The organism is Cyclobacterium sp. (genome assembly GCF_014762705.1).
In the GTDB taxonomy this organism is placed as follows: domain Bacteria; phylum Bacteroidota; class Bacteroidia; order Cytophagales; family Cyclobacteriaceae; genus Cyclobacterium.
This window is the reverse complement of the sequence record NZ_JABURL010000049.1, coordinates 42,373-64,792: the sequence shown is the minus strand read 5'-3', so window position 1 is coordinate 64,792 and position 22,420 is coordinate 42,373. Positions and strand designations below refer to the sequence as shown.

General features: G+C 40.2%; 20 protein-coding genes and 1 pseudogene. 19 read left to right on the top strand and 2 right to left on the bottom strand.

Features of this window, described 5'->3' with window-relative positions:
* Positions 1–284 precede the first annotated feature (284 nt).
* The 15 genes and pseudogenes from HUJ21_RS09265 to HUJ21_RS09195 all read left to right on the top strand — a co-directional run.
* A pseudogene (locus HUJ21_RS09265) lies at positions 285–575 on the top strand (endonuclease domain-containing protein); the annotation flags it as partial.
* Positions 576–900: 325 nt separating this feature from the next.
* Positions 901–1,872, top strand: a complete 972-nt coding sequence (locus HUJ21_RS09260; RefSeq protein ID WP_291369041.1) for a phosphotransferase — start codon at positions 901–903, stop codon at positions 1,870–1,872.
* Positions 1,873–2,745 (top strand): inositol monophosphatase family protein, encoded by an 873-nt coding sequence (locus tag HUJ21_RS09255; RefSeq protein ID WP_291369039.1) that lies wholly within the window; start codon positions 1,873–1,875, stop codon positions 2,743–2,745.
* Positions 2,746–3,164: 419 nt separating this feature from the next.
* Entirely contained in the window at positions 3,165–3,524 is a 360-nt protein-coding gene (locus tag HUJ21_RS09250; protein ID WP_291369037.1) for an endonuclease domain-containing protein, read from the top strand.
* Between the two features lie 181 nt (positions 3,525–3,705).
* Entirely contained in the window at positions 3,706–4,230 is a 525-nt protein-coding gene (locus tag HUJ21_RS09245) for a DUF6557 family protein (protein WP_291369035.1), read from the top strand.
* Between the two features lie 79 nt (positions 4,231–4,309).
* Entirely contained in the window at positions 4,310–5,542 is a 1,233-nt protein-coding gene (locus tag HUJ21_RS09240) for an alpha/beta fold hydrolase (RefSeq protein WP_291369033.1), read from the top strand.
* A gap of 519 nt (positions 5,543–6,061) precedes the next feature.
* A complete protein-coding gene (locus HUJ21_RS09235) occupies positions 6,062–6,268 on the top strand; it encodes a helix-turn-helix transcriptional regulator (protein ID WP_291369045.1) in 207 nt (68 codons plus the stop codon).
* The gene (locus tag HUJ21_RS09230) at positions 6,261–8,549 is read left to right on the top strand and encodes an ATP-binding protein (protein WP_291369031.1); all 2,289 of its coding nucleotides are present in this window, start codon (positions 6,261–6,263) and stop codon (positions 8,547–8,549) included. Before HUJ21_RS09235 ends, HUJ21_RS09230 begins: the two co-directional genes overlap by 8 nt.
* On the top strand, positions 8,546–9,634 hold the full coding sequence (locus HUJ21_RS09225) for a hypothetical protein (RefSeq protein WP_291369029.1): 1,089 nt from the start codon (positions 8,546–8,548) through the stop codon (positions 9,632–9,634). Before HUJ21_RS09230 ends, HUJ21_RS09225 begins: the two co-directional genes overlap by 4 nt.
* Complete coding sequence (locus HUJ21_RS09220) at positions 9,631–10,383, top strand: hypothetical protein (protein ID WP_291369027.1); 753 nt, start codon at positions 9,631–9,633, stop codon at positions 10,381–10,383. The genes HUJ21_RS09225 and HUJ21_RS09220 overlap by 4 nt, the downstream gene beginning before the upstream one ends.
* On the top strand, positions 10,380–12,278 hold the full coding sequence (locus HUJ21_RS09215; RefSeq protein ID WP_291369025.1) for an N-6 DNA methylase: 1,899 nt from the start codon (positions 10,380–10,382) through the stop codon (positions 12,276–12,278). The genes HUJ21_RS09220 and HUJ21_RS09215 overlap by 4 nt, the downstream gene beginning before the upstream one ends.
* A gap of 512 nt (positions 12,279–12,790) precedes the next feature.
* Positions 12,791–13,294: a hypothetical protein gene (locus tag HUJ21_RS09210; protein ID WP_291369023.1), complete on the top strand. Its 504-nt coding sequence runs from the start codon at positions 12,791–12,793 to the stop codon at positions 13,292–13,294.
* Positions 13,295–13,515: 221 nt separating this feature from the next.
* On the top strand, positions 13,516–14,751 hold the full coding sequence (locus HUJ21_RS09205; protein ID WP_291369021.1) for an alpha/beta fold hydrolase: 1,236 nt from the start codon (positions 13,516–13,518) through the stop codon (positions 14,749–14,751).
* Positions 14,752–15,138: 387 nt separating this feature from the next.
* On the top strand, positions 15,139–15,678 hold the full coding sequence (locus HUJ21_RS09200; protein ID WP_291369019.1) for an antitoxin Xre/MbcA/ParS toxin-binding domain-containing protein: 540 nt from the start codon (positions 15,139–15,141) through the stop codon (positions 15,676–15,678).
* A 2-nt stretch (positions 15,679–15,680) separates the two neighbouring features.
* Positions 15,681–16,148 (top strand): RES family NAD+ phosphorylase, encoded by a 468-nt coding sequence (locus HUJ21_RS09195; RefSeq protein ID WP_291369017.1) that lies wholly within the window; start codon positions 15,681–15,683, stop codon positions 16,146–16,148.
* Positions 16,149–16,515: 367 nt separating this feature from the next.
* Here HUJ21_RS09195 and HUJ21_RS25085 read toward each other — a convergent pair whose 3' ends face one another.
* A complete protein-coding gene (locus tag HUJ21_RS25085; protein ID WP_366483682.1) occupies positions 16,516–16,647 on the bottom strand; it encodes a type II toxin-antitoxin system YoeB family toxin in 132 nt (43 codons plus the stop codon).
* Positions 16,644–16,892 carry a type II toxin-antitoxin system Phd/YefM family antitoxin gene (locus tag HUJ21_RS09190; RefSeq protein WP_291369015.1) on the bottom strand — a complete coding sequence of 83 codons (249 nt, stop codon included), beginning with the start codon at positions 16,890–16,892 and terminating at the stop codon, positions 16,644–16,646. Before HUJ21_RS09190 ends, HUJ21_RS25085 begins: the two co-directional genes overlap by 4 nt.
* A gap of 149 nt (positions 16,893–17,041) precedes the next feature.
* On the opposite strand from HUJ21_RS09190, the gene HUJ21_RS09185 reads away from it, so the two are divergent.
* The 4 genes from HUJ21_RS09185 to HUJ21_RS09170 all read left to right on the top strand — a co-directional run bounded on the left by HUJ21_RS09185 (position 17,042) and on the right by HUJ21_RS09170 (position 22,309).
* A complete protein-coding gene (locus HUJ21_RS09185; protein WP_291369013.1) occupies positions 17,042–18,370 on the top strand; it encodes a fibronectin type III domain-containing protein in 1,329 nt (442 codons plus the stop codon).
* Positions 18,371–18,990: 620 nt separating this feature from the next.
* Positions 18,991–20,406, top strand: a complete 1,416-nt coding sequence (locus HUJ21_RS09180; RefSeq protein WP_291369011.1) for a histidine kinase — start codon at positions 18,991–18,993, stop codon at positions 20,404–20,406.
* A gap of 96 nt (positions 20,407–20,502) precedes the next feature.
* A complete protein-coding gene (locus tag HUJ21_RS09175) occupies positions 20,503–21,648 on the top strand; it encodes a 6-bladed beta-propeller (protein WP_291369009.1) in 1,146 nt (381 codons plus the stop codon).
* 1 nt (position 21,649) lies between these two features.
* Positions 21,650–22,309 (top strand): LytTR family DNA-binding domain-containing protein, encoded by a 660-nt coding sequence (locus HUJ21_RS09170; RefSeq protein ID WP_291369007.1) that lies wholly within the window; start codon positions 21,650–21,652, stop codon positions 22,307–22,309.
* Positions 22,310–22,420: the final 111 nt, after the last annotated feature.

Sequence of the window (22,420 nt, the reverse complement as noted above, 5' to 3'; positions counted from 1 at the left end):
AAACCATTTTCAGAAAGGAAAATAGTAATTCGAAAACCATAACTTAATAGCATTGCCAAGGGGGTCAGGGGGATTTATTACCAAAAGGAAATTCGATCGAGAAATATAATTTTAATATCAAAACCAATTTTTAAAAGAAAAAATCCTGGAATTCTAATCCATTGTTTTTAAATTAATTCATGCACTTTGTTCCCTACAACAAGAAATTGAAAGAATTCTCAAGAGAATTAAGAGCTCATTCTACCTTATCTGAAGTTTTACTTTGGCAATAATTACGGGCATGTCAATTTCGAGGGTATGCTTTTAATAGACAAAAACCTTTGGGAAATTATATTGTAGACTTCTACTGCAGGAAATTGCAATTGGTAATCGAGATTGATGGAGATAGCCATTTTGATGGTGAATCTGTCGTTGAGGATCAAAGCAGACAATTAATTTTGGAAAAAATGGGCTTATGTTTTCTAAGATTTTTGGATAGCGATGTTAAGAAATCTATGCCTTTTGTTCTTCAGGAAATTGGCTCATTCATTGATGACTGGGAAGGTAGAAATGGTGTTCCTAAAACAGGTTTTTGAGGCTGTTGAGATAAAATATTAAAGTTCTCGTTGAAATCCCCCTCGCCCCCTAAAAGGGGGATTCGGATGCGATTGGATAGGCGGATAACGTAAAAAATTTCAAATGTTTCCCACGAGCTATACCTATAAAGTTCTTGCCAAAGCCATATAATTGAGGGGCGAAAGCCAGCCCCGATCGATGCAAGAGGGATTTTGTAGATTGGTCAGATTCCAGAGAACAGTACCTGAAAAAGCGTAGAATTTTGGTAAATTTATTTTCGATTCGCAGGGTTAATTAGTGATCTTCGCATTTAAGTCAACAAAACTAGAAAGGCAAACTTCCTCCATGCGCGCAATAGACACTCAAATTCTTCACGTTACGCGGGCCAGGACGATCAAAGGCAGCGAAGAGGTGCAAAGCTTATGGAGTGGATATGGATCCATTAAGCGCTATACCTTGGAAGGAGGGGCATATCCTTCTGTAATTGTCAAGCATATAGTACTCCCCAAGGACGGCAACCATCCGCGGGGCTGGAATACCGATTTGTCCCATCAGCGAAAAATCAAATCCTACGCCGTGGAAAGCTACTGGTACCAACATTATGCCCGGTTAACGGGCCCGGATTGTAAGGTGCCTCAGTTGTTGCATGCTGAAACGAAGGAAAGCATGCGTTTACTGATTATGGAAGACCTCAATGCCTTAGGATTTCCTGTCCGACTGGTACCGGAGACGGTATCACTGGCAGCTGCCAAAAACTGCCTGACCTGGCTGGCCCGTTTCCATGCCAAATTTATACAGGTACCGCCCAAAGGCCTTTGGGAAATGGGAACCTATTGGCACCTGGAAACCCGTCCCGATGAGTGGGCGAAAATGAATCATTTACCCCTGCAGCAGGCAGCTTCGGCTATCGATCAAAGGCTCAATGAAGCTGCTTTTCAGACCCTGGTACATGGAGATGCCAAGCTGGCCAATTTCTGTTTCGGCCCGGAAGATCAGGTGGCAGCGGTGGATTTTCAATATGTTGGCAAGGGCTGTGGCATTAAGGATGTTGCCTACTTTATCAGCAGTTGCTTTTCCGAAGAAGCCTGCGAAGCGTATGCAGGGGAACTGCTGAACCACTATTTTAATGCACTTGAAATGACTATGGATAACCATATTGATTTTCAATTGCTTAAGCAGGAGTGGACGGAGCTCTACAAATTCGCCTGGGCCGATCTGTACCGCTTCCTGGATGGCTGGAGTGCCGGTCATTGGAAGCTGCATGGCTATAGCAGGCGACTTACGCAGTCCGTATTGGAAGAACTAAATCACGTTTAAATGCTTACAAAAAACACCCTTATCACACTTTGCGAAAGCGCGATCAAAGCAAGCACAGCAGCGGGGAAATTGATTCAATCGCAAGTAGATCAATCCTATCAACAACATGAAAAGGAGGGGGGCTATTCGTTGGCTTCGCAGGTAGTGACTGAGGTCGATTTTAAGGCGCAGGAAATTATTTTAAAGCATTTGAAGCCAGGTATTGCCCAATACCATCTGGGCTTACTGACAGAAGAAGCCGCCGATGATCAATCCCGCTTACATACCGACTATTTCTGGTGTATTGATCCCCTGGATGGTACCTTGCCCTTTACGGAGCAGCGTGCGGGATATTCTGTTTCTATTGCGCTTATTTCCCAATCCGGGGATCCGGTGATCGGCGTAGTCTATATACCTGATGAGGATTTTTGTTACAGTGTCATTAAAGGAGAAGGTGTAGCCGGGAATGGTCAGCCTTTTAAATTAGGAAATTCGAGCGATGATAACGTCTTCCATATCTATATGGACAGAAGCCTGCAGTCGGCCGGATATTTTGAGGCATTAAAAGACCGGACAAAGCAATGGGCCGATGCCCAAAACTATAAGGATGTGGTTTACCATGTGGGTTTTGGTGCGGTCCGGAACGCCCTGGGTGTGTTGTCACACAAGCATGCCTGTTACTATAAATTTCCCAGGAAGGAAAAAGGAGGCGGCAGCATCTGGGATTTTGCGGCCACAAGGTTGATTTTTGAAGAACTGGGCCTTCCGGTCTCGACTATGAAAGGTGAAAGAATACATCTCAATATGCCGGAAACTACGTTTATGCATCAGCAAGGTGTGGTGTATGCGACAAGTGAAGGCATTGCAGAGATGGTATTGCGGTTAGATTTTTAACTTGAATTTCCGTATGCCTTTTTGGAGGCATTTGGTAACAAATCAACTATGAGTGATCGTCTAAGACTGGTAACAAGGACAAAGTGTTTCTACCTCCCGAGCCCAATTAACCACCCCCGAGCCCCCTCCTAAAACAGGAGGGGGAGTTAGTTGTTTTAAAATAGTGGTATTCTTTAAGCCACGGTGGTAGGTGAGGTGAAAAGAGATTATAAAAGAACCGTCCAAAATGGCAAAATGGGGATATAGAAAATAAATCGGAATATTAGTATCTTGGGAATAGGTGATTTTCGCACTTCTCAGGATAAAATAGGCTCTCTCTCGCCCCCTCCTGTTTTAGGAGGGGGAATAAGGGGGTGGTGGAAACATGGAGGGGAGGATTAATAAAATTTAATAAAGAAAATTCAATTCTTTTTTCAGCCATGGCAAGACTCAACAATAAAAAATCACTAAAAGAAACCCGAAAAGACCTGCGTAACAATTCCACGAAAGAGGAACAGCTACTTTGGCTACAATTAAAAGGAAGGCGTCTAAAGGGTAAGAAGTTTAGGAGGCAGCACAGCTACGGGGATTTTATCTTGGATTTTTACTGTCCGGAGGAGAAACTTGCCGTGGAGCTGGACGGGTCACCACATTATACGCAAGAAGGACATCAATCAGATTTGGAAAGGGATTCCGCCCTTACATTATGTGGTATCCGGGTGTTGCGCTTTGAGAATAGGGAGGTGAGGGAAGATATCTTAGGGGTGTTAAGGGTGATAGGGGAGTATTTGGAACGATAAAATCGCCCGTTGGTCAAAAGGATGATGAACCGCCAGACGGTAGTGTTTCTACCTCCCGAGCCCAATTAACCACCCCCCGAGCCACCTCCTAAAACAGTAGGGGGGGTTAGAGTAGGTGGAAAAATGGAGGGGAGTCAGAATAATATAAAACAAGAAGACACAACCTTAAAATAACCCAACCATGACATTTCACGAATTGATCCGAAGGCAACACTGGCTAAGCATTGAAACAGAATTAAATAGGCTATATCCAGATCAGGAAGAGCAGATCGATGCATATAGAGAGGTGTTCAACCAGCTAATGGAAATGAAACCTGATCCTTCCAGCGATATTGTCATCCGGCTGATTGAAATCAGGGAAGAAGATGAAAATTATGTGGATGTAGATGGGTACCACGCTGATGGAAGCGTGGATCCGTTATCTGGAAACGATGGATTGGCCCTTGAATTTACTCCCTGGAACAGTTGGCTTGGCATGAAGGTGGATGAGCGTGCATTTAAGGAGTTTACGGAATTGGAAATCATTGCCCATTGCCTGTATGAAATGACATTTTTCTCTTTTGACCAGGAGGAAATAGCAGCGCAACTTGAAGAGCTGAACAAGACTATGGCGAAATATAAGAATATGACCCCTGAGGAGAAAAGAAGAAACACCAAATCAATAGATGACTTTTTGAGTGGGTTAGGTGAGGGGGAAGATGAGTGAATTCGCCTCACTCAATTAAAGAAGTTACTCAAGTCGCTTTTTCAACCAATAATTAAGAATTGAAATATAGATTCGAAATATGAAAAAACTGATTCAGATCTGCTTAGCTCTCTTTCTTTTACAAGGCCTGGTCACTGCCCAAACCGGGCTTTCCTTACCACCGGCATTGGAGGGACGTATTCCCTGGGATTTGGAGAAATTATCGGAAGCACCAGAATTTAAATGGATCAATCAAACCTCACCGGTCCGATCACTGATCTATACCGGTGAGGTTTATGAAGGAAAGGTGACGGAGGTATTTGCCTATTATGCCAGTCCGGCAACATTGGGTGAACAAAATACAGAGACCGGGGAGTTTCCGGGCATCGTACTGGTTCATGGTGGGGGAGGGACGGCCTTCCGAATATGGGCGCAGGAATGGGCCGAAAGGGGATATGCCGCTATCGCCATGGACCTGAGCGGAAATATACCCAGCAATCAGCAGGACAACCCCTGGGGTTCCAAAGGTACCCGACTCGAGGCCGGAGGACCTAAACAGGACGATGGGCACAAGTTTTTCCGATTGGATGAGGATTTTAACGCGCAGTGGCAATTCCATTCCGTATCGAATATTATCCGTGCGCATTCCCTGATCCGTTCCTTTCCAGAAGTAAACCCGCATAAGACAGCCATCACTGGCATCAGCTGGGGCGGATACCTGACCAATCTGGTAGCAGGAGTAGATCACCGATTTAGCGCTGCCGTGCCTGTGTATGGCGCTGGCTATCTTCACGAAGGTAGTGCCTGGGACAATCAGTTTGATTCCTTGGGAGCTGATGCTACCCAGCGCTGGGTCGAACTTTGGGATCCTTCCAGTTATGTGGCCAATGCAACCGTACCCATGCTTTTTGTTAATGGTACCAATGATTTTGCCTATTTCGTTGAAAATTGGCAAAAAACAGCCAATCTGGCCAGAAATGCACAGTATTCCATGATACCGGAACTGAAACATAGCCATTTACACGGAGCAGAACCCGGGGAGATTTACCGTTTTATCAGTACCCAACTGGAAAATAAAACCGATTTTATTAGTTCAATTAAGCTGAAACAAAAGGGGAGTCAGGCCAGGTATTCGATTGCTCCTTCTCCGAAAGACGTTTACCTTGCATACACCACAGAGGACAAACGGAGTCCGGAAAGGGAGTGGAAAATCGTACCGCTGGAACAAACCAAAGGCCGTGTAAGCATACCTGCAAAAGCTAATTTATGGTATATCTACTGGATAGATGAATCGGGCAATCGAAGGAGTAGTGAGGTGAAGGGGTGGGAGTAAGATTTAGAAGGCACAGCATTAGATTTTTGTAAATATAAACGAATTTAAAAAAAATCCGGTACTATTTAAAGTTAAACCCGATTTCAAATTCTTACTATATGAATTTTGTTAGTATTATTGCGACCAAAGCAACTTTGCCGCCAAAATCCGGTTAAATACCCCTTTTTACGGATTTTTACTTTAATAGAACTAATTGGTTAATTTATTCTTTGTTATCCGCACGATTGCAAATTCCTATAATTTCTGTATTTTGGTCTGCTTAATGTTAATTTGCTTTAGTAAAGAGCGGAATTAATAGTTTGGTGTTGGCCTTTTAACATCAATTAAAAATGATTAAATTTTTCTAAGAAAAAGGGTGCACTTTTTCGGCATTTTCTGCAGGAGAAGGGTAGTGAGAATGGCAGATGTGTGCGGCTTTTCAAGCACTAATTAATCAGTCTAACAAATCAAAAACATCGTGAAATTTAAGATATATCTATACAATATTACTAACTTCCAATCTTTTTAAATTTAACGATGATGAATCGAATAAAAGCTGTTCTTGAAGAAAAAGGAATCACGCAAACGTGGCTGTCGGAAAAGCTTGGAAAGAGCTATACCATTACGAATTCATATGTTCAGAATAGAAGCCAACCTATTCTCGAAGACTTGAATACGATTGCTGATATACTTGATTTAGATGTCAAGGAATTAATTGTTTCAAATAAAGTTAATTCAAATGACTGAGGTTGAAGTAAGGAAACTTCTGGAGGACACACTTCAAAAGGAGCCTAATAATTATAATAGGATTTTAGAACTCTCCTCCTTACTCTCCTCATTTGATAATCAAAATATTAGATTCTCAGTAGATGCTGGGGTAATTAATCGGCTGGGTCGCGAATTAGTTGGTCGTCATGAAACGGCAGTCGCTGAATTAGTCAAAAATGCTTATGATGCTGATGCAACAAAGGTGGATTTGTACTTCGAGAATTGTTTCACACCTGGTGGAAAATTAACAATTGAAGATGATGGACATGGTATGACTCGTGATCAACTTGTCAAAGGTTTCATGACCATCTCATCGAGTGATAAAATCCATAATCCAAAATCTCCAAAATTTAATCGAGTCAGGGCTGGACAGAAGGGAATAGGTCGATTTGCTACACAGAGAATTGGCGAGGTACTAACAATTATCACACAGACCAAGGAGTCAAATATGGCTCTTAAATTGGTTGTTAATTGGAATCAATACGAGATGGATAGCAACCTGATTTTAATTTCAAATCAAGTTAAAGAGATTCAAAAACAAAAAGATGAAGGCACAACCCTAATTATTGAAAAAGTACGAGATGGTTGGTCAGAAGCGATGCTTAGAAGATCATTTAGATATGTTTCTGAGTTGCTACAACCATATCCACTATCCGAAAGACTTTCAAAAAGTGAAAATGATTCTGGATTCCTTGTGTCAATATTTAGAAACGGTGAATTGATAATTGATGATCAAAGTGAATTTTTCCAGCATGCACTTGCTGACATTGAGGCGTACGTAGACGAAAATGGTCAAGGATATTACGGATTTAGCAGTGATAAATTAAATATTGCCGAGGAAGTTTATCTCATAGGTAAATCAGAAAGAGAAACCCCATTTGAATCTCTTAAAAACATCCATTTAAAGGCTCATTACTTTATTTATAACTCGAACAAATCTTCCTATTTACCAAAATCAGTTAACTCATACATACTCGGAAATGCTCGGAAAAATGGAGGAATTAAGCTTTACCGAAATGGATTCAGAGTACCACCTTATGGGCAAAAAGATGATGATTGGATTGGGCTAGACGCATCGGTAAGACGAAATTCATTGATAACTCCACACGGTAATATCAACTTCTTTGGATTTGTTGAGGTTGTTGACCCAAAAGGTGAAATGTTTCAGGAGCAATCGAGTAGGGAAGGATTATTAATAAATCAATCCTTAGGAGAATTACAAGATTTTGTCTACAAGGCACTTACAGATATGACCATTAAAATTTCTCATATCAGGGAGAGAAAAGGAACTGCGGGTCAAAAAGAATGGGAAAAGAAGTCTTCCAAAGAATTATTACAAGATGTTAAAAAGGATGTCAGCGAATTGATAGAGACAGCCGACAGCCAAATTTTCGATAGCGTTTCAAAAGATAGTGAAGGAAATATCTCGGTTAAGTTGAAATCCGTGGATCAAAAGCTAAATGAATATCAAGAAACACAGCAGGAGGAACAGTCGCAAGCTGAAAGAGATAAACAGGAATTACTGAGAGAAATTCAATTGTTAAGAATATTGGCTGGGCTTGGGTTGACAATTGGGGAGTTCGTACATGAAATCGGTCATTATGAACCGGCATTTAAATATGATACCGAATTTTTATTATCGCTAATTGAATCTGAAGATGGGAAAAAAGCTGGATTAAGACTAAGTAAGAACCTTGAGTCTCTAACAGTGTACACTTCTTACTTCAAAGAGGCAATATCAAATAACATCAATAGAGAATTAGAGCCAATTGAAATAAGAGATGTTGTATTTGATTTTGAAAATGCTATTACTCCTGATTTGCTTAGAAATGGTATAGAACTAAAGTATGAGTTCAAAGGCTACAACCTGTTTACTTGTCCTATGCATAAATCTGAATGGTCATCAATACTATTTAATCTGTATACTAACTCTAAGAAAGCCATTTCAAAAACAGGACGTAAGGGAATTATTTATATTGAAGGAGGCATTGAAAACGGTAAAATATTTTTCACTTTTTCAGATAATGGAATAGGAATACCAGAGAAAGATCGTGAACATGTTTTCGAAGCTTTCTTCACAACAAGTCCTCCAACAGGAAAGTCCTCCAACGAAATTGAAGAATTAACAGGAACAGGTTTAGGACTCAAAATAATTAAAGATATAGTTGAAGGATACGGGGGGGATGTCTTGGTAGATAATCCTTCTAACGGGTGTAATACGACAATAAGAATAGAGCTTCCAAAACTTGATGAAAAATGAAAAAGATACTCTACCTAGATGATGAAAAAGATGATCTTGTTCTGCCAATAAAGAGAAAGTTAGAATCCACTGGCAAACTTGAAATCAAATGGGACAAACCTGATTTCTATGAATCAGAGGTTGGTAATTTGTTAGATAGCCTGAGTCATTATGATGGGTTACTTTTAGACCTTCAATTGAATGGCCCTCAAGAAGACGGGAAGCAAGTAAAATATCAAGCACCGACTATAGCCCAGACAATTAGGACCTACGCAACTGAGGGAAAGATTAAAGATATACCAATTATTCTCTGTTCCACGGAAGCTAGAATCAAAGAGACTTATGACAAAGATTTCACGAGCCATAATCTGTTTGATTGGACTTTCCTTAAAAAGGACATAAACGACGAGACAATTGAAAAGATAATTTGCATGTGCAACGGGTATTCTCTTATTGTCGATAAAAAAGGTGATTTTGAAGAAATTTTAAAAAGGAAGGTCTCTGAAATTGATGAACGAGTATTTTCAAGATTCATGAGTAAGAAATCAACTCCTCCTTCGCATGAAATAGCTAGAGTAATCTTTAAAGACCTAGTTCAACCAATTGGATTATTAGTAGATGAAAACATTTTGGCAGCTAGGCTTGGTATCGACATAGCCAAATCAGCTGATACCAAAAAAGTATTCGAAACATTCAATGATCAAAAATATAGGGGAGTGTTTTCGGAATGTTGGCCTAGATGGTGGTCAGATTTAATCGTGGAAACTTTTGAAAAGATTACGGGTAAGTCATTGGCAGTGTTAAATGCGAAAGAAAGGGTAGATGCTATTAAACAATCACTAAGACTAAATAATATAGTCAGCGCTAGCCCTGAAGAATTGAATTCGAGTACAGATTTTTGGACAATATGTCAAGTTTCAAAAAATCCTTTAGACCCTTTTGAAGGCTATCGGATAAATATGAGAGAGGAGCCTAAACCTTGGCAGGAATATTCCTATGCTTCACTGATTTCCTTTGTAGGAAGAAAAGCTCAAAAGGAAGGAATCGAAGTGCATCCTCTAGATGAAGAGCGACTTAAGCAAGATTCAGAAAGTTTGAGCAAATGACTATTGATCAATCAAATAAAAAATTCAGAATCAATTTGGCTAATCAGTACAAAGTGCTCTCTGAAATATTGGCTAAGCTAACTATTGATTCCAGCCCTATAACAACTGCAGTAACAAGTTTAAAAAACGAGAATGACCTGCCACTAGCAACCCCTACGAGTTGGGGTTATAGAGTCAAAAATCTTGTATTTAGACAAGAACCAATTAGTGGGATACAATACCCTAAAGAAGGAAAACTAAAAAGCATTAAGGTTACATTGGATATAGACGTCAAGGCAGAATTTAGAGAAAACAAATTAGACTTTAATCCTTTTCAACTGCTTGAGTTCAATCTTACAATTGAAGGACTTACTAAAAGAGATGTTAAACACATTCTTTGCTTTCACCTAGATCGACAGCCTGAAAATAGTCAATCAGATGAAGTCCACCCTGCATATCATATTCATGTAGGCGGTCACAGGTTAAAATCAGTGCCAGGGGAGAATTTCGGCAGCTCATTATTCATGGGAAGTCCAAGGTTAAAGCACTATCCTATGGATTTAATACTTGGGATTGACTTTGTTACATCAAACTTTTGCCCGGGAATTCATAAAAAATTGAGAAGTGAGCAAAGATTTATAAAACTCCTGAGACATTCTCAAGAGCTCATACTCAAACCATATTACTGTAGCCTCTCTAGACATTTTGGATTTGAGACAAATGTGGCAAACAGTTGGAGTGCAAAAGATATATTTCCCCAGTTAATATGAAAAAGGAAGTATTTTCATATCTCAGTACATATTCCTTTGATCCTTTAAAGATCAACCGCTTGATCGTATCATCCTTTTTGTATCAAAAAGATATTAAAATAGTTAAAAATAAGTTTATCAAAAATTTACTTATTCAGCGTAAGGATGCAGATTTTGAAGCACTAAAAGAGTTCAATACTTTACAAATACTCGATAACTTTGAGCAGCTGATTGAACTGTTTGAGTTCGTAATATCTCCTGAAGAGAAGATAGTAAATGGAGCAATTTACACACCAAAATACATTAGGGATTACATTATTAATGAGTCTCTCAGATCGAATAAAAAAGAGCGTGAAAACATAAAAATATGTGATCCTGCATGTGGTTGCTCAGCCTTTTTACTGTCTTGCGCAAAGCTGTTGAATAATGTTACTGGAAGACCTTTCAGTGAAATATTTAGAAACCAGTTATTTGGTTTAGATATTGAAGAATTTTCAATTGAAAGATCTAAAATCTTACTTAGCCTTCTTGCAATTTCGGAAGGAGAAGATGAAGAGTCATTTGATTTTAACCTATTTAAAGGAAATGCTTTAAGCTTCGATTGGAGCGATTATCCATCCGATTTTAGTGGATTTGACATAGTTCTAGGTAATCCGCCATATGTATGTTCTCGCAATATGGATCAGGAATCACTTGATTTAATTGATAATTGGGAGGTTACTAAAAGTGGTCATCCGGACTTATATATTCCATTTTTTCAGTTGGGATTTGAAAGCTTAAAAGCCGATGGAATTCTGGGGTTTATAACTGTAAACACTTTCATAAAAAGTGTCAATGGCAGATCACTGAGAGAATATTTTTCCAGGAACAAGGTTGACTTGAAAATAATCAACTTTGGAGGAGAGCAAATTTTCAAAAACCGTAGCACATATACATGCATTTGTTTTTTAAAGAATAGTGCAGGTAAAATCAAATATAAAAAGGCAACACCTGATAGCATAGAATCGATCAAGGATTCAATGTTCATTTCTTACGAATACGATACACTTCACGATCATGATGGATGGAATTTGGTTGATTCAAAGGATCAGCTTGAATACGTTAATAAAATCGAGGCTGTTGGTCGTCCATTTAAAGACGTCTATACCACAAGAAACGGAATTGCAACATTGAAAAATGACATTTATAAGTTTTTTCCTTTCGGAGAAGATGATAGATATTTTTTATTAAAGACCAAAAATGGATCGGTCTATAAAATAGAAAAGGATATATGTCGTGACATTGTTAACCCCAATAAAGCAAGAAGTGAAGAGGATATATTGGTTAACAATGAGAAAATAATCTTTCCCTATACGCAAAGCGAAAGGGAGATATTGATTCTAGAAGAACAGGTTTTTCAGGAATTATATCCTCATACTTACCAATACTTGTGCGGTAATAGGGAGATTTTAAGCACACGTGATAAAGGACAAAGAGAATACGAAAAATGGTATGCATATGGCCGTAGACAGTCCCTTGATATTAACTCATACAAATTATTCTTTCCTCACCTAAGTGAACGTCCTACTTTCACAATTTCAAAAGATAAAAAATTGCTATTTTATAGTGGAATAGCGGTAGTGTCTGATTCACTTAGAGAGCTAAGAGTTTTAAAGAGAATAATGGAATCAGATATATTCTTTGGTTACATAAAGAGTATAACCAAAGACTACTCGTCCGGGTATATATCAATGAGCAAAAACTATATTAAAAATTTCGGAATCTGTGAGCTTTCAGAAGAGGAAAAAGATTTGTTGCTGGAGTCAAGTGATCCAGAACGATTATTAAGAAGATATTACGGATTAAGCAAACCAGATGAATTAATTGAAGATGACTTAACTAGAGTAGCAGAACCAAACAAACAAAATTATGGATGATAATTTGTTAAATGCCCCGGATCTACATTTCAAACTTGAGTCTTTTCTCTACACCAAAGAGGTTTTGAAGATTACCAGAAATATCTGAGTTACGATTACGATCAGATAAGAATAAAATCAGAAAATGGCTTTATTAATAGTTGAAAATTGTCCTCTTTTTCAAAGTTATCTAAACTATAAAGGAGGTATTTCAAGGTGGTTAATGGTATAGGAAAGTCAGAATATATGATATCCTATGTCGTCACATTAATGTTGAGAAAACCAACTATGCTTTTGTGGCTAAATCTAATCTTGAATAGGATTGAGAGATGATCTTTGGATTGAACTTGAATTGTTTGTGGATGGTCAGAGATCATCAAGATTTCTGCTATCAAGTACAGTCATCTATGAACCGGATCTATTATTTTCAGACTCAACTTTTAGAATCCTTAGTATGGAGTCAATTTTAATGCACAGATTACAAAAGATATTGTTAAGAGATAACCTTTTAAGAAAAAGTTAATAAAAAAAATATGACTGTAGCCTTCGAACGTAAAAAAAACAACCTAATAAGAGAATTTAAAAGTAAATTAAAAAATAAAGTTCGATACGAAGACCTTCTTATTGAGAAAATTGACTGGTTATTGTCACTTGAATTAAGCATAGTCCCAGTAAGCAGCAGAGACGCAATTATTCAGAATAAGATAAGTTTTGGTGGAAAAATAGTTTGGGATAAAGATGCGGAACCGAAGAAGCCGCTGTCATTGTTTGTAAATGTTGTTGATTTTGAAGATACTGAGTTTATGACAATTCTATTACATGAATTTGGACATATAGCAGATAAAGACAATGATAAAATTGAGTTAGAGACTCCAACATCGGAGATATCAGCTTGGAAACATGCAATTGAAGATTTTAACACTTTGGAGCCTGATAAATCTGAAAAATTAATATTTATTGATGTTATGAAAAGAGGTCTGAAATCTTACAAGGTTGATAACGAAGATATTGAAAAGTTGGTATTTGCATTATGTTAAGGTGCCTAGGTGGAAAGAGATTTTTTTGCCTAGAGTTATTGATAATCTTTGGATCAATACTAAAAGTAGTTTGCTGCCCGCCATAAGGGTATATAACTTACTGCTATCCTGTGAGTAATTTTATAACTTCCTTGTTGATTGTAAATTACAGGGGTAAATGTTTTGTAGATGGAATTGGCAGGTGATCTGAAAATAGAAATATAAAATAAATCATTAGCAGCATGAAAAACACTCTTTTAACCGGCTTAACGTTGTTTTTTTTGAGGGGACTTGTTATTATTGCCCAAACCGGAATTATGCCTCCTCCGGCCCTGGAGGGCCGCATTCCCTGGGGACTAGAGACTTTGTCTGTAGCCCCGGACTTTAAGTGGGTAAACCAGACTGACTCGGTCTGGTCGCTGACCTATACCGGTGAAGCATATGAAGGGAAGGTGACGGAAGTATTCGCTTATTATGCCAGCCCGGCCACATTGGGTGAAAAAAATCCGGGAACCGGGGAGTATCCCGGCATCGTACTGGTTCACGGTGGGGGAGGAACGGCTTTTCGAATCTGGGCATTGGAATGGGCCGAAAGGGGATATGCCGCTATCGCCATGGACCTGAGCGGAAATATACCCAGCAATCAGCAGGACAACCCCTGGGGTTCCAAAGGTACCCGACTCGAGGCCGGAGGACCTAAACAGGACGATGGGCACAAGTTTTTCCGATTGGATGAGGATTTTAACGCGCAGTGGCAATTCCATTCCGTATCGAATATTATCCGTGCGCATTCCCTGATCCGTTCCTTTCCAGAAGTAAACCCGCATAAGACAGCCATCACTGGCATCAGCTGGGGCGGATACCTGACCAATCTGGTAGCAGGAGTAGATCACCGATTTAGCGCTGCCGTGCCTGTGTATGGCGCTGGCTATCTTCACGAAGGTAGTGCCTGGGACAATCAGTTTGATTCCTTGGGAGCTGATGCTACCCAGCGCTGGGTCGAACTTTGGGATCCTTCCAGTTATGTGGCCAATGCAACCGTACCCATGCTTTTTGTTAATGGTACCAATGATTTTGCCTATTTCGTTGAAAATTGGCAAAAAACAGCCAATCTGGCCAGAAATGCACAGTATTCCATGATACCGGAACTGAAACATAGCCATTTACACGGAGCAGAACCCGGGGAGATTTACCGTTTTATCAGTACCCAACTGGAAAATAAAACCGAATTTATTAATTCAATTAAATTGAAACAAAAGGGGAGTCAGGCCAGGTATTCGACTACTCCTGCTCCAAAAGAAGTTTACCTCGCTTACACCACAGAGGACAAAAAGAGTCCGGAAAGGGAGTGGAAACTTGTACCACTTGATACAGCCAAAGGTACGGTCACTATTCCTTCAGATGCCAGACTTTGGTATATCTACTGGGTGGATGAGTCGGGCAATCGGCGGAGTAGTGAGGTTAAGGGTTGGGAGTAGGGTTTAGTATACCCAGGCCTTGTTTCTTCATAAATGATTTCAAACCAATAAAAACACGTGCTATTGCAGGTAAACCGGGATTCGAGTTCTTTCCGTAGTGATTTTGTCAGCATTGTTGCAAAAAAAGGCAACAATACCGCCAAAATCATGTCAATATTATTTTTGAATCCATGGGCTAAAGCCCATGGCAACTTGGTCGATTTATTTTTAGTTATCCGTACGAAAAAATAGCAGGATTTAGAAGGAAATATCGAAGGCCAGGGAGCCCCTGTTCAAATTATTCTTCCTAAAGCAGCCCAAACCAAACCTGCTATCAAATATTGGGAAAAGTAAAAACCATGAAATAATTTGTTTTATTCTTTCAAATGAAATATATTAGAATGTCAAATGAAAAAAAGCAAGACATATAAAACCTTTAGGACTGAAGACCATATCAGAGATTATGAAAAGCCTTATGGCATTTCTGATACCTTTGTGGTCAAAAAGGGAGACCAGCAAGTCAGTTATGAGGTCAAGGACGGGTATGGTTATTTCTTAAAGGCTTTTAAATTTGCAAAGAGTTTGACTGAGGTGGGTCAAAAGCTGGAAGATAAACTGACTTATGCTGAGATTGCCCCGATTATTGATTTTTTGGAGCTTAAAATGGTTGATTTGGCCAAAGCGGCAGCTGTTTCCCAAAGCACTGTCTCCAGGTGGTCTGCTGACAGTAAAATCGGGATACCAGGTTCCTACCAGTTTTTCAAAATGGACGAAGTGATCAAAAAGGGGATGGATATTTTTGGTCGGGAATCCAGCTTAAAATCCTGGCTGAATACGCCAAATATGGCTTTAGGTCAAGCCAAACCTGTGGTCCTAATGGTATCCATGACGGGGATAGACCTGGTACATGAGGCCATAGATGCCCTTCACTTTGGAAATGTCATGTAGGCATGTTTACCTATTACCGCATGATGTCGGAAAAATACCACCGGGAGCCTTTCAGCAGTTCTTTGTCAGGGGGAAGGTGGAATCCCAAGGCTTATCCTATGATTTACACCGGTAGTTCGGCGGCGTTGGCGGCTTTGGAATACCTTTGTATCAAAGGTACTTCTACCACTTTTGGATCATGGTATGTGGTTATTTATGAAATCCTTGAAAGTGAACTGATTGGTACGCTTGAAAAGGAAAGCCTTCCACAGAACTGGGACATGCTGCCACATAACAAAGCAACACAAGATTTCGGCAAACTGTGGCTGATAGAAAATAGGTTTCCATTTTTAAAGGTTCCATCAGCCCGGTTGCATATCTCTTTTTACCCGGAAGAACACAACCTGTTGGTCAATCCCAGGTTCCCGGGTATCCAAGATTTGCTCAAGGTGGTGGATGTTAGAAATTTTGTTTATAAACTTGGGAATTAGCGGGTGGAATTTGGATCTATCACTACATAATAGGGTAATATTTAAACGGTACCCTGAGATTTGTTTTAACTTATGAACTGATCGTATGAAAATCATCCGATAGAGCGTCAACGTTCAAATCAGGAATGAATCTATAAAATTGCCGTGATTTGCTTTAACATAAGATCTGCCGTTATAAGACTGCTTCTTATAACTGATCTTATGTTAATCATCCGCTATTGCGTCTGAACGCAAATCCCTCCATTTGTTATATAATTTATATTATGTTAAATATAAAAAACAGCCTACCTCCTGTCATTTAATTCTTGCAGGATTTTTTGGGGTGTTGAATTGGTGCGAAACAATTCTTCCTTTGAATATTTTGACATCAGTAGTGAAATCTACAAGGGGTCCTTCTAATGACGGATATTAATGTATTAATTTTTTGTGTTAGGACTGGATCGTTTTTAACCCAGAATTGATAATCTTCCCAACCATGGGGTGTAAACTCAACATTCACGTTTCAAATGGAATTGCTTTTCCTTCTTTATCTTGTTGGATTGACTCTTCTAATCGTTTCCTATTCTCTCTTGTTGACATAAGATGAATGGTTTCGATAAGGGAATTATACTCATCCTCTGAAATCAATACAACTGAAGGTAAACCTGCTTTTCTAGGGACGACTATTGTACCGGAATCCCTGGAAACAAAATCAAGATGCAATTTCATTGATTTACGCAGTTCGGCCATTTTTATTGTTTTCATAATCGTGTGCTTTATGTAAATGTACATAAAATTGTAACGATTTGCATGGGCAAATCGTTTTTAAATTTCCTATGATGTATTCTATTTAACCTTTACGGTATAGGCACTTTTACCCATTTCCGGTATATTTACCAAAAACCAACAAATTCATGCAATACCGTTTTACTTCCAGCCTTTGGTTACGCTTTTTAATCTATCAATTCCTGTTGGTTTGCCTCGCCGCTGCCGCTGCATTCGCCCAGACAGAACCTGCTGCTATCCTCCTTACCTGGCAACAGGATCCCACTACTACCATCAGCATCGACTGGCATACTCTTCCGGAGAGCGAAGCAATGAAAACCCTTTCCTATCGCGCTAAAGGCACCACCGAGTGGACGACGACACAGGCCCAATCCTTTCCATTCCCCCATTCTGACCGTCAAATCCACCGTATCGAGTTGACCGGCTTGAACCCAAATTCAAACTATGAATTTCGTGTAGGGGAATTTGAGCGTATTTACTCCTTTCGCACCCTGCCCGCAAAAAGCGACAGGCCCCTCCGCTTTGCTGCCGGAGGAGATACCTCTCACGGAGAGCTATTTCGCCAGATGAACCGCGCCGTGATGCAATACGATCTGGATTTTATCGTCTGGGGCGGAGATCTGGCCTATGCCAATGGCAACAAGGACAATGTGGATCTTTGGTACGAGTGGTTTGATGGAATCCGGGAAACGCTGATTACCGAAGACGGACGCGTTGTCCCCATTGTGGTAGGTCTGGGTAACCACGATGTCATCAATCACCATTACCCGGCATCGGAAAGTGTGATCGATGCGGAGATGGGCATGCCGGCCTTTATTGCAAAAGTGAAAGCGGGCGAAATGGAGGAACCCACCGATGCCATGCGCCTGGAAAAAGCCCCATTTTTCTATCCCCTCTTTGCCTTTCCGGGCCAGCCGGGCTACGGTGTGCTGGATATCGGGGATTACCTGAGCCTGATCATCCTGGACAGTTCCCACAGTAACCTGATCAGCGGTACCCAAACGGACTGGCTGGAAAAAACCCTGCAAAGCAGGCAAGACCGGCCTCACCTGCTTCCCGTTTACCATAAACCTGCTTATCCGTCAGGTCGGGTGGCGCCTGGAGGAAAACGAATTCAATTCTGGTCAGAGGAAGTGTTGGATAACTGGATCCCGCTCTTTGAGGAGTACGGGGTCCGGGTGGCACTGGAAAATGACGACCATACCTATAAGCGAAGCTACCCCGTAAAAAACAACGCCATTCACCCCAATGGCATTGTGTATCTGGGTGATGGCTCCTGGGGAGTGGAGAAAAAGAAGCCTAAAACGCCCGAGGAGGTGTGGTACCTGTCAAAATCCGCCGAGGAAAACTCTGCCATAATCATTACCCTACAGGGGCCTCACCAGCATTTCCTGATGATCAACGAAAATGGCAAAATCATCGACGAATATCCGGAGACCTTAAAGATCACTCCCTAATTTGGTCGCTGTTCAACCCCTCCGGGGTTGCAAATTAGGTGGATGTTAGCTAGCCCTGGGTTTACACCCAGGGCTATTTTTGTTCAGACCCTTCAGTCCTGGCAATAGGTACAGTCTTTTACGCCACCGACCTTATTTACTTGTAACTAGCATTAGATCTATACCCAGAGTCAATATTTGTCAGGCTCTAAATTTTTGTAAAATTAAGCTCCGTTCAAACTTGAAAAATCATATTTACCGCTTAAAACCAACTAAAGAATACAAGTAAGTTTTAAATGAGTTAGATCGATTACCTACCATAAATAATTAACCCCTCAATTTCCATCCCTCCTTTCCCCCATTTCGTCACATAAATTTGATTGATGGTCCAAAGCGGTTTATTCTTGTGTGATGATTATTGCTTCCGTATACCGGGCAGAAAAAAATGGCCAAATACCATAACCTTGACAATCGCCATGAGCAAAGCTACAAAGAGAACCTATATTGCGCTGATCCTCGCCGGTTTGTTATACAATATCTATTTGACTTGCGGTGAATGTGAAGCGACGAATCAAAAAATCCCTATTCAAACTGAGTTCCGGATATTCGGAATAAATTTTAATTTTTAAATTTAATACATCATGAAAAACAAACCATTGGCATTTCCGGAAATTGAGTGGTGGATCGTCACATTTGTGTTTTTGATCATCGTATTGGTAAATATACTCAGTATCGGTAGCATGAACCATCAGTTCTCCCATGGCCCCCCTTCCGCCAATTTTGCCAAGGTGGTGATTCCGATTATCCTGTTTCTGGCATTTTACCTGATGCACCGGGTCCTGATACCCCGCTACCAAAAGGATGAACGTAAAGGAGCATTTATCGGCTATAGCTCGCTGGTATTTATCCTCTCATATGTTCTTGTTACCTTATTTTCTGCTGGAACGGGAATTACCAAGCCTCCCTTTACGCCTTTTTATTTTTCTATCATGGCCTTGTACGGGGGCTATCTAATCTGGGTATTGTTGTTAAAGCAAGTATTTTTACCTCCCAAAATGGAGGACTATCTCACCTATAACTTATTGAGATTGTGCAGCATTTTCTTCTTTGTGGTCCTGTTTCTATTCCAATTTGACTTTTTGGTTTCACGAAATATTTCAGTGGTACTGGCTCTTTTTCTTCCAGCCTCCATTTTAGTGGTCTTGTACAATTACTTTTTGATCTATCGAAAGCGGTTGCGGGGATCCCAGCGTGCTGCTCTTTGGTTCAATATCCTGTTAATCCTGGTCTTTCCTGGTTTTCTTTTATTTGCAGGACTTATGGACCAGGAAGCTGGTTTGGTTTTTCTCGGTTTGGGAACAGGCTTGGTTATTCAATTGGTGGCCCTCCCCCTCTCCGACATGGCTTTTGAAAAGTATTTTGGCATGGTCGGCAAAATCCAAAGCCTTAGTCATGAGGTAGAAAAGGGATCTGCCAACTTAAGCTTCCTCAAATCTCAGATCAACCCCCATTTTTTGTTCAATGCCCTAAACACGCTTTATGGTACGGCTTTAATGGAAAACGCAGAAAGAACCTCAGATGGGATCCAAAAGCTGGGAGACATGATGCGCTTTATGCTGCATGAAAACCAAATGGATAAAATCCCTTTGCGAAGGGAAATTGAATACCTGCGCAACTACCTGGACCTTCAAATGTTACGTTTTAAAAATGAAGATAATCTGGAAATTAGCATTAAATTGAATGAAGATCATTGTGAGGGTAATATTGCACCCATGCTGTTGATCCCTTTTGTTGAAAATGCTTTCAAACATGGTATCAGCACGAAAAACAAGTCCTGGATACGGATCAACCTGCGCTGCCTTACCGGTTCTGTGCACCTGGATGTGGTCAATTCCATTCACCCCCCAAAAGCCCAGAAAGATCCTTCCGATGAATCAGGTATTGGGTTGGACAATGTGCACAAACGCTTGCAAGCATTGTATCCTAATACCCATAAATTAAATATCATTGCCAATGATACGGAATATTTTGTTCATTTTTCTGTCCAAATAGACTAACCTGAAATCGAGCATGTCGGAGGCGACAGAAAGAGGAATGATGATCATTGCGAGATTCCATGTGGCCTATTAAAAAGCAAATTATAAACACATGAAATGAAGCATCAACTACAATTTCTATACCTGATCTGCTTATGGATAGGGCTAGCCTCTTGCCAGGGTTCAAAAAATCGATCCGAATTATCAAATGTAGCGGTCTTTTCATTTGATGAAGCAGTACCAATGGACATACAGGATTTCGTCGAGAAACAACATTACATCCTATTGAGTATAGAAGAGGAGGCTTTGTTTAAGAGGGTAGATAAGTTATTGGCAAAAAATAATCACTTTTACCTTTTTGATCATCTGAATAACTCAGGTGTATTGGTTTTTGATGAGGAGGGAATCTTTGTCCTTAAGATTGGAGACTTTGGTGAGGGTCCCAACCAAATAAATGGTATAAAAGATTTCCAGGTGCGGTCTAACGGAGAAGTTTTGGTTTTAGATGCACTTGAAAATAAAATCGTTGTTTATTCTCCGGAAGGAAATTGGATAAAAAATATTTCCATTCCTGTAAATGCGGGAGGTTTTATAGAAACGGAAACCGGTTGGCTAATCGCCATTAACAAAGATAATCAAAATGAGGCCATTGCGAATTATCCCAAGGTGGGAAATTTTGATTATGCCTTTCAGCAAGACAGTCTTTATTTTGGCTATGCAGCTACCGGCGAAAACGCGAATGTATATTACCATGCAGGACTATTGTCTGAAGCTTCTGGATATTTGGTATACAATAGACCTCCTGACGATACAATCCGTCTTTTTTCCAATGCAGGAAAACTGGAGCAACAAATTTTAATTGACTTTGGTGACAAAAAATTACCAGAACATGTCGTAAACGATTTAATGCTTAAAAATGAGTTGAAAGAAAATGGCCTGGACTACCGGTATCTTCAATTGCCTGTTAAAGTTGCCAACAATATGGTATTTGGCTTAATAGTCAGCACCAAGAATGATATTTGGACATTTTCAGTTAACTTAACGACCAAGCAGTTGCATGCCAAAAAAATTGACTTTTCCAGCCTTCATATTGGTTCGTTAATTCTCCCTACAGCAGTTACTCCTTCCGGTGAAGTGGTAACTTTGATAGAACCCATATCATTTGCGTCAGATTCCCGGCCGGAAAAATATCCGGTTGAAGTAATCAGGCACTTTGAAAACGAAGGCTCCGTATTGTTGTTGCACCAATTGAAACCTAACTGATATGCTCACAGCAATCGCAATAGACGACGAACACATGGCCCTGGAGGTCATCAAATCTCATGCTGCCAAAGTACCCTTTTTGGAATTGCAAGCCCTATTTTTCGATGCCATTCAGGGCTTTGAATACCAGAAAAACCAACCTGTTGACCTGGTTTTTCTGGATATCAACATGCCGGACCTTTCGGGGATAGATCTTGCCGCTATGTTGAATAAAGAAACCATGGTTGTTTTTACTACGGCCTATTCCGAATATGCTGTCAAGGGATTTGAACTCAATGCCCTGGATTATTTGCTGAAGCCTTTTTCCCTGAGCCGCTTTTTGCAGGCCTGTCAGAAAGCCAGGGACTGGAAGCAATTGCAGCCGGAAGCATTGGAGGGATCTGTGTTTATTAAAACTGCTGAAGGACAAATCCGGGTCAATTTTTCGGAACTGCTTTATGGCGAAGCCACAGGAAATTACGTTACCCTCCACCTCGAAGAAGAAAAAATAATTTCCCGAATGACATTCAAGGAACTGGAAAAGTTGCTTCCCTCCTTTTTTGTCCGGACTCACCGTTCTTTTTTGGTCAATAAAAACCGAGTTGAAAAGATTGAGAAACACCAGGTGCAGATCAGGGAACACAGGATTCCCATAAGCCTGTCTTATTCCGGTTTGTTGTAATGGGTTTAACTTTTCCAAAGTTCTAAACTTTGGAAAAGTTTGATTTTGCAACCCTCGGTTAACTCAAAAAAAACTGCCAGCTCATTTTAATAGGCTGGCAGTTTATTACTT

What these genes read in the sequence shown, in the direction of transcription:
- HUJ21_RS09175 (WP_291369009.1), top strand. Translation starts at nt 20,503, where the DNA reads ATGAAGCATCAACTACAATTTCTATACCTGATCTGCTTATGGATAGGG.
- HUJ21_RS09180 (WP_291369011.1), top strand. Translation starts at nt 18,991, where the DNA reads ATGAAAAACAAACCATTGGCATTTCCGGAAATTGAGTGGTGGATCGTC.
- HUJ21_RS09250 (WP_291369037.1), top strand. Translation starts at nt 3,165, where the DNA reads ATGGCAAGACTCAACAATAAAAAATCACTAAAAGAAACCCGAAAAGAC.
- HUJ21_RS09240 (WP_291369033.1), top strand. Translation starts at nt 4,310, where the DNA reads ATGAAAAAACTGATTCAGATCTGCTTAGCTCTCTTTCTTTTACAAGGC.
- HUJ21_RS09230 (WP_291369031.1), top strand. Translation starts at nt 6,261, where the DNA reads ATGACTGAGGTTGAAGTAAGGAAACTTCTGGAGGACACACTTCAAAAG.
- HUJ21_RS09255 (WP_291369039.1), top strand. Translation starts at nt 1,873, where the DNA reads ATGCTTACAAAAAACACCCTTATCACACTTTGCGAAAGCGCGATCAAA.
- HUJ21_RS09170 (WP_291369007.1), top strand. Translation starts at nt 21,650, where the DNA reads ATGCTCACAGCAATCGCAATAGACGACGAACACATGGCCCTGGAGGTC.
- HUJ21_RS09225 (WP_291369029.1), top strand. Translation starts at nt 8,546, where the DNA reads ATGAAAAAGATACTCTACCTAGATGATGAAAAAGATGATCTTGTTCTG.
- HUJ21_RS09215 (WP_291369025.1), top strand. Translation starts at nt 10,380, where the DNA reads ATGAAAAAGGAAGTATTTTCATATCTCAGTACATATTCCTTTGATCCT.
- HUJ21_RS09190 (WP_291369015.1), bottom strand. Translation starts at nt 16,892, where the DNA reads ATGAAAACAATAAAAATGGCCGAACTGCGTAAATCAATGAAATTGCAT.
- HUJ21_RS09205 (WP_291369021.1), top strand. Translation starts at nt 13,516, where the DNA reads ATGAAAAACACTCTTTTAACCGGCTTAACGTTGTTTTTTTTGAGGGGA.
- HUJ21_RS09195 (WP_291369017.1), top strand. Translation starts at nt 15,681, where the DNA reads ATGTTTACCTATTACCGCATGATGTCGGAAAAATACCACCGGGAGCCT.
- HUJ21_RS09200 (WP_291369019.1), top strand. Translation starts at nt 15,139, where the DNA reads ATGAAAAAAAGCAAGACATATAAAACCTTTAGGACTGAAGACCATATC.
- HUJ21_RS09235 (WP_291369045.1), top strand. Translation starts at nt 6,062, where the DNA reads ATGAATCGAATAAAAGCTGTTCTTGAAGAAAAAGGAATCACGCAAACG.
- HUJ21_RS09245 (WP_291369035.1), top strand. Translation starts at nt 3,706, where the DNA reads ATGACATTTCACGAATTGATCCGAAGGCAACACTGGCTAAGCATTGAA.
- HUJ21_RS09220 (WP_291369027.1), top strand. Translation starts at nt 9,631, where the DNA reads ATGACTATTGATCAATCAAATAAAAAATTCAGAATCAATTTGGCTAAT.
- HUJ21_RS09260 (WP_291369041.1), top strand. Translation starts at nt 901, where the DNA reads ATGCGCGCAATAGACACTCAAATTCTTCACGTTACGCGGGCCAGGACG.
- HUJ21_RS09185 (WP_291369013.1), top strand. Translation starts at nt 17,042, where the DNA reads ATGCAATACCGTTTTACTTCCAGCCTTTGGTTACGCTTTTTAATCTAT.
- HUJ21_RS09210 (WP_291369023.1), top strand. Translation starts at nt 12,791, where the DNA reads ATGACTGTAGCCTTCGAACGTAAAAAAAACAACCTAATAAGAGAATTT.